Raw genomic sequence first — 7765 nt, 5'->3', positions numbered from 1 at the left:
AGGAGATTCTCAACTGGTTATCAATCAGCTTAAAGGTACCTGGAGAGTTAAAACAGCCCACTTACGACCCTTATGGACAAAAGCTAAGTCACTTCTGAATCAGTTTGACTCTGTTCAATTGGAGTGGATTCCCCGAGCACAGAATTCAGAAGCCGATGCCGTTGCGAATCAGGCCATGGATCAACGCAAAGGGGTTGGTGCTGTAAAAAATAAAGCCACTGGGTTGCCCAAGGTTAAACCTGCTGTACCAAAACTAGCTGAGCAGTCTTCTGAGTTGCCCAAGGCTAAACCTTCTTTAGCAAAACTAGCTGAGCAGTTCTCTAAGTTGCCCAAGGTTAAACCTGTACCAAAACTGGCTAACCAGATCTCTGAGCTGATTGCGATCGCAAAAAATGCTGGAGTTAAAGATTTCCTTAAGTTAAAAAGTGGTCGGGATGAGTTTACTAGCAAGCGATTACCCTCCCTAAAGGAAATGGTGCCTGCTGCTGTTCAAAATGCGATCGCATCCGCTATGGCTGATGCCGATGAATCTACCTTAGCCAAGGTATACCGTTGGTATCTCAGAGGATTACCCGCAGACTTAGCCATTAGAAAAGTCCAGGTCGATTTAGAAGTATCTGAAAAGATTATCCAGCGTCGTCAAAAAAGATAAACAAACCTTGTAATTATAACACATGATTATCACTTTAGCAATCCTAGGTAATTTGTAATAAGTAAAAACTCTGAGCAAGCCCTCACTACTTAGTAATTAGTACTAGATTTCTACAAAATGCGATTAGTTCACCATTGGGATTGCGATCGCAACCGTGGCTTTTGCTTGTGATCAATATCATAGGCGGAAAGGAAAAGATGAGTTATTATTGTGGGTACTAGACTCCCCTCGCCAGGTGTGGGGTAAAGCTCAAACCTAAAAAAATACTAAAGAGCGATTGTTTAGAGTTCCTGACAGGATAAATAAAAGCTATCTATAAGTGCTTCACGCTCAGCAGTAGAGGCTCAAAGCTAATCCAACAGGAGTTCAAAAAAGGGGTTACTAACAAACGGTAACCCCAAGTAGGGGTATTTGACGAGCTGGTTCTTGCGTAGGTAAAACAAAATGTCTTTCACCTTGCCATCTTTGATCTTGCCACTCGTCAAGGACTTTTTATTTATTGCAATATCTAACTGGTTAAGTCATGGAAGGACATCGATTACATCAAGCAATAACCTATCAAAATGTCATGGAAATCTTAGTGGCTCAGGAAGTAGAGCGTCAAAAGTCTCGACTTTCCCCCAAGCTAGCTAAGTATATAAACCAGGTAGAAGTAGCTACCTACGCCCTCAATCGTTTACCACCTCTGTATGCTTCCAGTGAAGAAGGGAGGCGTCAGCAGCAGTTAAAGGGTAACAAAAAACTAAGGCAGGAGATTAGCACTACTGTGCGTCAAGCCTTTGCTGCCGTGCAACGAGACCCGATCAGGCTCTGTACACCAATCAGACCAGAAGAAGACACCGAATCTCTAGCCGCTAAACTGGCTCTGCAAGGACTCCGGGAATTACTCAAAAATCAGAACATAACATGGTATAACCTGGTTAGTATTGTCAAGCAAACCCTGATTAGAGCAACTCAGATCAGAAAAAATCGCCAAAAAGAGCAGTCAAGAGACCCAATTTATGGTTGGAATGACTCTCGTTACCAGTTATAACTTTGGGTTCAGGTTCACAGGTTGACAGGTTCAAGGTTGACAGGTTGACAGGTTGACAGGTTGACAGGTTAACAGATTGTTCGCGTAGCGTGGCCTTTTGGCCAAGGTTAACAGGTTGACAGGTTGATCAGTTGTTCGCCCTTGGCGTTCCCGTAGGGTAGGTTGACAGGCTATAGTCTCCAAACCAGCGTTTTATATTTATTGATAACTTGGTGATTTACAGCATTTTTCATAGATATAAGATACACAGGATTTTTTCCCTCTTACCTATTACCTGCTCCCTGCTCCCTGCTCCCTGCTCCCTAAAAGCCAAGACAAAAGTACCTAACCCAATTCAAAACTGCTGTAATGCTGCACTTCAACTATTCTACGATCATCAATGCACCAGTTGAGATAGTTTGGAACTTTCATGAGCGAGATGATATTCTCGATCTGCTAACTCCACCCTGGCAACCAATCCAGGTGATCCGTCGTGAAGGAGGTTTAGGGATTGGAGCTGTTTCGGAATTTCGCATTTTTCTTGGTCTGATTCCCTTACAATGGATAGCTGTTCATACCGAGTATGAGCAATACCGACTCTTCAGTGATCAACAACAAGAAGGACCCTTTGACTATTGGGTTCATCGCCATCAATTTATTCCAGAAGACCAGAAAACTCGGCTAACTGATTCCATAGAATTTGCCTTACCAGGAGGATCCTTAGTCGAAGAGATGTTTGGTTGGTTAGTAACCCTGCAATTAGAGCAAATGTTTCGCTATCGCCATGAAGTGACCCAACGAGAATGTTGTAAGTTGGTGGTTTAGGGAAAGGCAATAAATAGGCAAGAGGCAAGAGGCAAGAGGCAAGAGGCAAGAGGCAAGAGGCAAGAAAGTATATGGGGATTTTACCACTACCATTAATAAAAATCTCTCCCATCTCCCCACACTCCCCTGAGTTATAAATTTACAAATATAGCGTTTCTCATAGTTATGAGGTACAGTATCATTTGACACTTATTCCCTGAAAACCCTATTTACTATTGCCTTTTGCCTTTTGCCTTTTGCCTTTTGCCTTGCGCGTAGGGCTATACAAATATGAGATGCACCCCCACTAATCCCCTGTTTCATCTAATAACAACTTCTCCATCATTTCCTCTAACTCTTCCTTTGAATCCTTGGCGAATTGGACACTAGTAATAGTCCCCAAAACTCCCCCCGATGCTGTCAGGCTGGCTTCCGACACTTTGTTACTATAAAACAATCCGACACCACATAAAGTCATCAACGCCGATGCAGCAGTTACACCAAGGGCAAGGTTGTAACTATGTCGTGCTTGTCGTAATAGTTCCAGGATGATTTCTTCTTTGAGATTACGGTAGTCATTGTTAGTTTGTCGCTTCTTAGAAAATCTAAACGCCATTGTTGCTCTCCTCAATCTTCTATGGATTACTTTTGATATAGCGCTAGGCATCAAGGTGTTTGACATTGAAACAAGCTGAAAAACTGTTGTAGTCAACTTTTAGGTGCGACCCAAGGGCGATTTACTCGCCCATTGGAAAGCGCACCTTTGCATTTTGCATTTTGAATTTTGCATTTTGCCTTGCACGTAGTGCTATATTCGTATCTTATTCAGAGGAAACTATCTATGCCAAGGGCAGATGAGTTGAGTTTATGTTAGGTTTTGCCCTATTCCTGTAAAAGAGTTTAGGGCAGATACCTGAATCAATAAAACCTATCTGCCCTAGTTTGTTGAATTTATGATGAGCTACTATTGAAATAAACTTAATTAAGTAGTAGTATCAAGATCCACTTATGGTAATGCATGACTCTGATAGAGTGCAATTGGATGAGCAAGGTCAAGCCAGATTGATAAAAGCTTATAAAGAAGCTGGACTGAGTCAAGATAAACTAGCAGATAAAGCTGAAATTGGTGTGGATACCATTAAGCGCTTGCTTAATACTAAAGATAAAAATAAGACCAATAGAGTAAAAAGATTAGGAGTTAAAAAAATTGCCAAAGCTCTAGATATTAAACCAACTGATATATTTGACAAAAAAGACTGGTATCCTCCACAGCAGTTACCACCAGCGTTTGAAGGACTTATTAAAGACAAAACTCACTTATTTTGCGGACGTCAGTTTGTCTTTAACGCTATTGAAAAATTCTTCAGCAACACTACTCATGGCTACTTTACTGTTATTGGTGATGCTGGGATGGGTAAAAGTGCCATTGCCGCTAAGTATGTATTAGACAACCCAGACGCAATTTGCTTTTTTAATAGTCGTGCTGAGGGCATGAATCGTCCAGAATTATTCTTAAGAAAAATCCGTCAACAATTGACCACTCGTTACCAGTTGTCAGATGCTCAAGATGCTGATTTATCAGCCTTGTTAGCTAAGGTTAGGGAAAAATTATATGCCTATGAACGGTTGGTGATTGTTGTGGATGCCTTGGATGAAGTTGACCAAGAGGGAGCTGGTAATCTTTTATATTTACCGACTATTTTGCCAGACCGTGTTTATTTTATCCTGACCAGAAGACCCTATAATCAGAATCAGAAAAGGCTGCAGCTATCTCCTGCTACACCAAGCCAAGAATTGGATTTAAGAGAAAAGTCTAAACAAAGCAATGGAGATGTAAAGGAATATATTTGGCAATTGCTGAATCATCCAGACTATAAACCGGGATTGAGTCAGTGGATTAAGCAGCAACATTCCCTCTCTAATCAGAAGTTTGTGGAAGAGATTGCTGTAAAAAGCGAAAATAACTTTATGTATTTGCGCTGTGTTTTGCCAGCCATAGCCGATGGATTTTATAATGATAAACCCTTGAATGAATTACCGGTAGGGTTACAAGGCTATTACGAAAACCATTGGCAGTTGATGGGGATGACAACCAAGCCTTTACCCAGGGATAAAATTAAAATTGTTTATGCCATGTGTGCCTTACGTAGTGCAGCTTCTCGTAAAATAATTGCTAACTATTCTAAGCAGGATGAATTCACGGTGCAGGAAGTGCTTGATGGATGGCAGCAATTTTTACAGAAGCGAGAAACCGAGCAAGCACCACGTTACCGATTTTATCACGAAAGTTTCCGAGATTTTTTGCATCGTCAGGATATTGTACAAGCGGCAGGCGTTATTTTACCTAATATTAGTGCTGAAGTTGCGGATAATATCACAGAAGGGCTGGAATTATGAGTAATATTCACAGTTGGTTACTGGAAAAATCACCAGAGGAAATAGAGCATTTTTTGGGTGATATTCCCCGTTTGTGGTTAGAAAGTGGTAACCTTAACAAATTATCTCTTTTGCTGAGTAATTATGAGTTTATCGAAGCCAAAATTACTCATCCTGAATTTGGCATCAAAGCATTGATTGAAGATTATGAGTTGATTAATGATATAGACTTAGCTCATCCAGACTACAGCGAGCAAACGATAAAATCCCTCAAGTTAATTCAGGGAGCATTGCGACTATCAACACATATATTAAGTCAAGATACAACCCAATTAGCAGGGCAACTTTCAGGGCGTTTACTAGATTTTGATACCCCAGACATTCAACGATTATTACAACAGATACCCCACACCGAAACGACTTGTTTGCGTAGTTTGAGAGCTACGTTAACTCCCCCTACTGGACGCTTACTATCTACCCTAATTGGTCATAGTGACTCCGTAAATGCCGTTGTTGTCACACCAGATGACACCAGGGTAATTTCTGGTTCATCGGATCACACGCTTAAAGTCTGGAATTTGAATACAGCTGCAGAAATTAGAACATTAACAGGTCATAGTGCCCCTGTAAATGCTGTAGCTGTTACTCCCGATGGCACCAGGGTAATTTCTGGTGCCTCTGATAATACAGTTAGAGTCTGGAATTTAGCAACAGGTAAAGAAATACGGAGATTTAATGGTCATAGTCTCCCTGTAGTTGCTGTAGCAGTTAGTCCTGATGGCAAGAAAGTGGTTTCAGTATCAATTGCAAAGATTAACTCTATCAAAGTCTGGGATTTGGAAACTGGTAAAGAAGAGTTAACCCTAAAAGGTCATAAAGACATAGTGAGAACTGTTGCTATCACCTCTGATAATCGCGTAATTTCTACAGGAGAGCGTGGAATTATTAAGGTTTGGGATTTAACAAATGGTAAAATGCTATTCATGGATATACATGAGCATAAAACCAGCAATACCAGGAATAATGTACAGTCTGAGCCAGTATATGCAATGGCAGTTACTCCTGACGGCAAGTCGCTAATTGATGGTTCTGGTCATTCTGATCAGAGTACAAAGATTATTAGAATCTGGAATTTAGAAACGAAAAAAAAAGCTTTCACTCTTGAAGGTCATAAAAATCCTATTAGTGCTCTTGCTGTTACACCTAACGGTAAATACGTAATTTCTGCTTCCTTCGATAATACTATTAAAGTTTGGTATCTAGAATATAGGCTAGAAATTTTGACTTTCATTGCCCATGATGACTCAATCTATGATATAAAATTAACACGAGATGGAAATAAAATTATTTCTGGTTCAAAGGATAAAACAGTCAAAGTCTGGAATTTAGAATCACAAGAGAAGCATGTTGAATTAAAACAGAACAAAACTTCAGTAAATGATGTAACGATTACTCCCGATGGCAAGCAAGTAATTTTTTTGTTAGAAGATACTATCATAAAAGTTTGGTTATTAAATAAAAAAACTATAATTTCTAGTTTTTCTAGCACTCATAATTATCAAAATAATCTTGTTATAAAAAATAGAAAAATTTTTGAAAAATATATATGGCATATTTATTCATGCTTTACCAAAGTATTCTCGATATTTGATGTTCCATTAAATAATAATGATTTCTTATTATTATTACAATTATTAGTATTAATATATTTGTTTTTATCAAGTTTTTTTGTAGATTGGATAATAGTTATTATGACATTTATCAATATCATAATAATTTCAAGAATAATATACAATCATTTGAAGATTACTAAAAATAATATACCTAAATATTTTTATAAAAAACTATCTCAACAAAAAATAAAATTATCAAAATATAGCAAATATTCGGATATAACAATAAAATTAAGTCAAGCTTCTGAAAGTAATGAAATTATTGGACTAGGAATTGCACCCAATAACTTGTTGGTTTGTATCACTAATCAAATCCAGTCACCTTATCAATTTTTGACTGTCTGGAATTACAGTACAATAAAGAGAATTTATGATTTCCTATCACTCTCTCAATATTGCTATCTTTATTTAATTTTATTGATATCTATTATTTACCTATCAAGTCTTATCTCTTTATTTTTATATATTCAATTTTCATTTCCATTTTCGAGTATAATTTTGGAACTAGTTTTGTTCATTGCATTTTTATATGTATTGGATAAAATTCTATATTATATAATAACATTCATATTTAATGATTCCGCAACAACTCTATCAATCACGCCAGATGGCAACTATGTAATTTCTGGTTCAACCAACAGAACTATTAAAGTGTGGCATCTGGAAACCAAAAAATTACGTTTTGTCCTTAAAGGTCATGACAATGAAATAACTAGTTTAGCTGTCACCCCAGATAGTAAGTATTTGATTTCTGGCTCTAAGGATAAAAGCATCAAACTTTGGAATCTAGAAACTAGAAAGGAATGTTTCACTCTTACAGGTCATAGCGATTCAATCAATACTCTCGCCGTAACCCCTGATGGTAAGTACGTCGTTTCTGGCTCTAAGGATAACACTATCAAAATTTGGGATTTGGAAAAACGAGAGGAAATATTTACCTTTACAGGTCATAGCGACTCGATAAATCGGATCAAGGTAACATCCAACGGTAAGCTAGTGATTTCTGCATCTTCGGATAAAACACTCCAAGTGTGGGATTTCGAGACTAGGGAAGTTATTGCTACGTTTACTGGAGAAAGTGCTATCAACTGTTGTGCCGTTGCACCGGATGACGTCACCATTGTCGCAGGGGATGAAGGGGGAAATATGCATTTTCTGCGCTTGGAGGGAGTAGGGAGTAGGGAGTAGGGAGTAGGGAGTAGGGAGTAGGGAGTAGGGAGTAGGGAGTAGGGAGGAGGGAGTAGGGAG

The 7765-nt window shown here is 38.7% G+C and carries 6 protein-coding genes; 5 read left to right on the top strand and 1 reads right to left on the bottom strand.

The window, feature by feature from the left end; all coding sequences use genetic code 11:
* From F6K52_RS28285 to F6K52_RS28275, 3 genes are all read left to right on the top strand, one after another.
* The coding region (locus F6K52_RS28285; RefSeq protein WP_293086424.1) for a ribonuclease HI family protein at window positions 1–652 on the top strand (652 nt) is incomplete at its 5' end.
* Between the two features lie 523 nt (window positions 653–1175).
* On the top strand, window positions 1176–1685 hold the full coding sequence (locus tag F6K52_RS28280) for a late competence development ComFB family protein (RefSeq protein ID WP_293086421.1): 510 nt from the start codon (window positions 1176–1178) through the stop codon (window positions 1683–1685).
* Window positions 1686–2033: 348 nt separating this feature from the next.
* Window positions 2034–2489, top strand: a complete 456-nt coding sequence (locus F6K52_RS28275) for an SRPBCC family protein (protein WP_293086418.1) — start codon at window positions 2034–2036, stop codon at window positions 2487–2489.
* Window positions 2490–2775: 286 nt separating this feature from the next.
* On the opposite strand, the gene F6K52_RS28270 is transcribed toward F6K52_RS28275, so the two are convergent.
* Window positions 2776–3084 (bottom strand): hypothetical protein, encoded by a 309-nt coding sequence (locus F6K52_RS28270; protein ID WP_293086415.1) that lies wholly within the window; start codon window positions 3082–3084, stop codon window positions 2776–2778.
* A gap of 392 nt (window positions 3085–3476) precedes the next feature.
* Between F6K52_RS28270 and F6K52_RS28265 the strand changes: the two genes are divergently transcribed.
* Window positions 3477–4865 carry an AAA family ATPase gene (locus tag F6K52_RS28265; protein WP_293086412.1) on the top strand — a complete coding sequence of 463 codons (1389 nt, stop codon included), beginning with the start codon at window positions 3477–3479 and terminating at the stop codon, window positions 4863–4865.
* On the top strand, window positions 4862–7705 hold the full coding sequence (locus F6K52_RS28260) for a WD40 repeat domain-containing protein (protein WP_293086409.1): 2844 nt from the start codon (window positions 4862–4864) through the stop codon (window positions 7703–7705). Before F6K52_RS28265 ends, F6K52_RS28260 begins: the two co-directional genes overlap by 4 nt.
* The last annotated feature ends 60 nt before the right edge of the window (window positions 7706–7765 follow it).

This window comes from Moorena sp. SIO3H5, from assembly GCF_010692395.1.
Taxonomy (GTDB): Bacteria; Cyanobacteriota; Cyanobacteriia; order Cyanobacteriales; family Coleofasciculaceae; genus Moorena.
The sequence above is the reverse complement of the archived record's forward strand: the minus strand, read 5'-3'. Positions and strand labels throughout refer to the sequence as shown.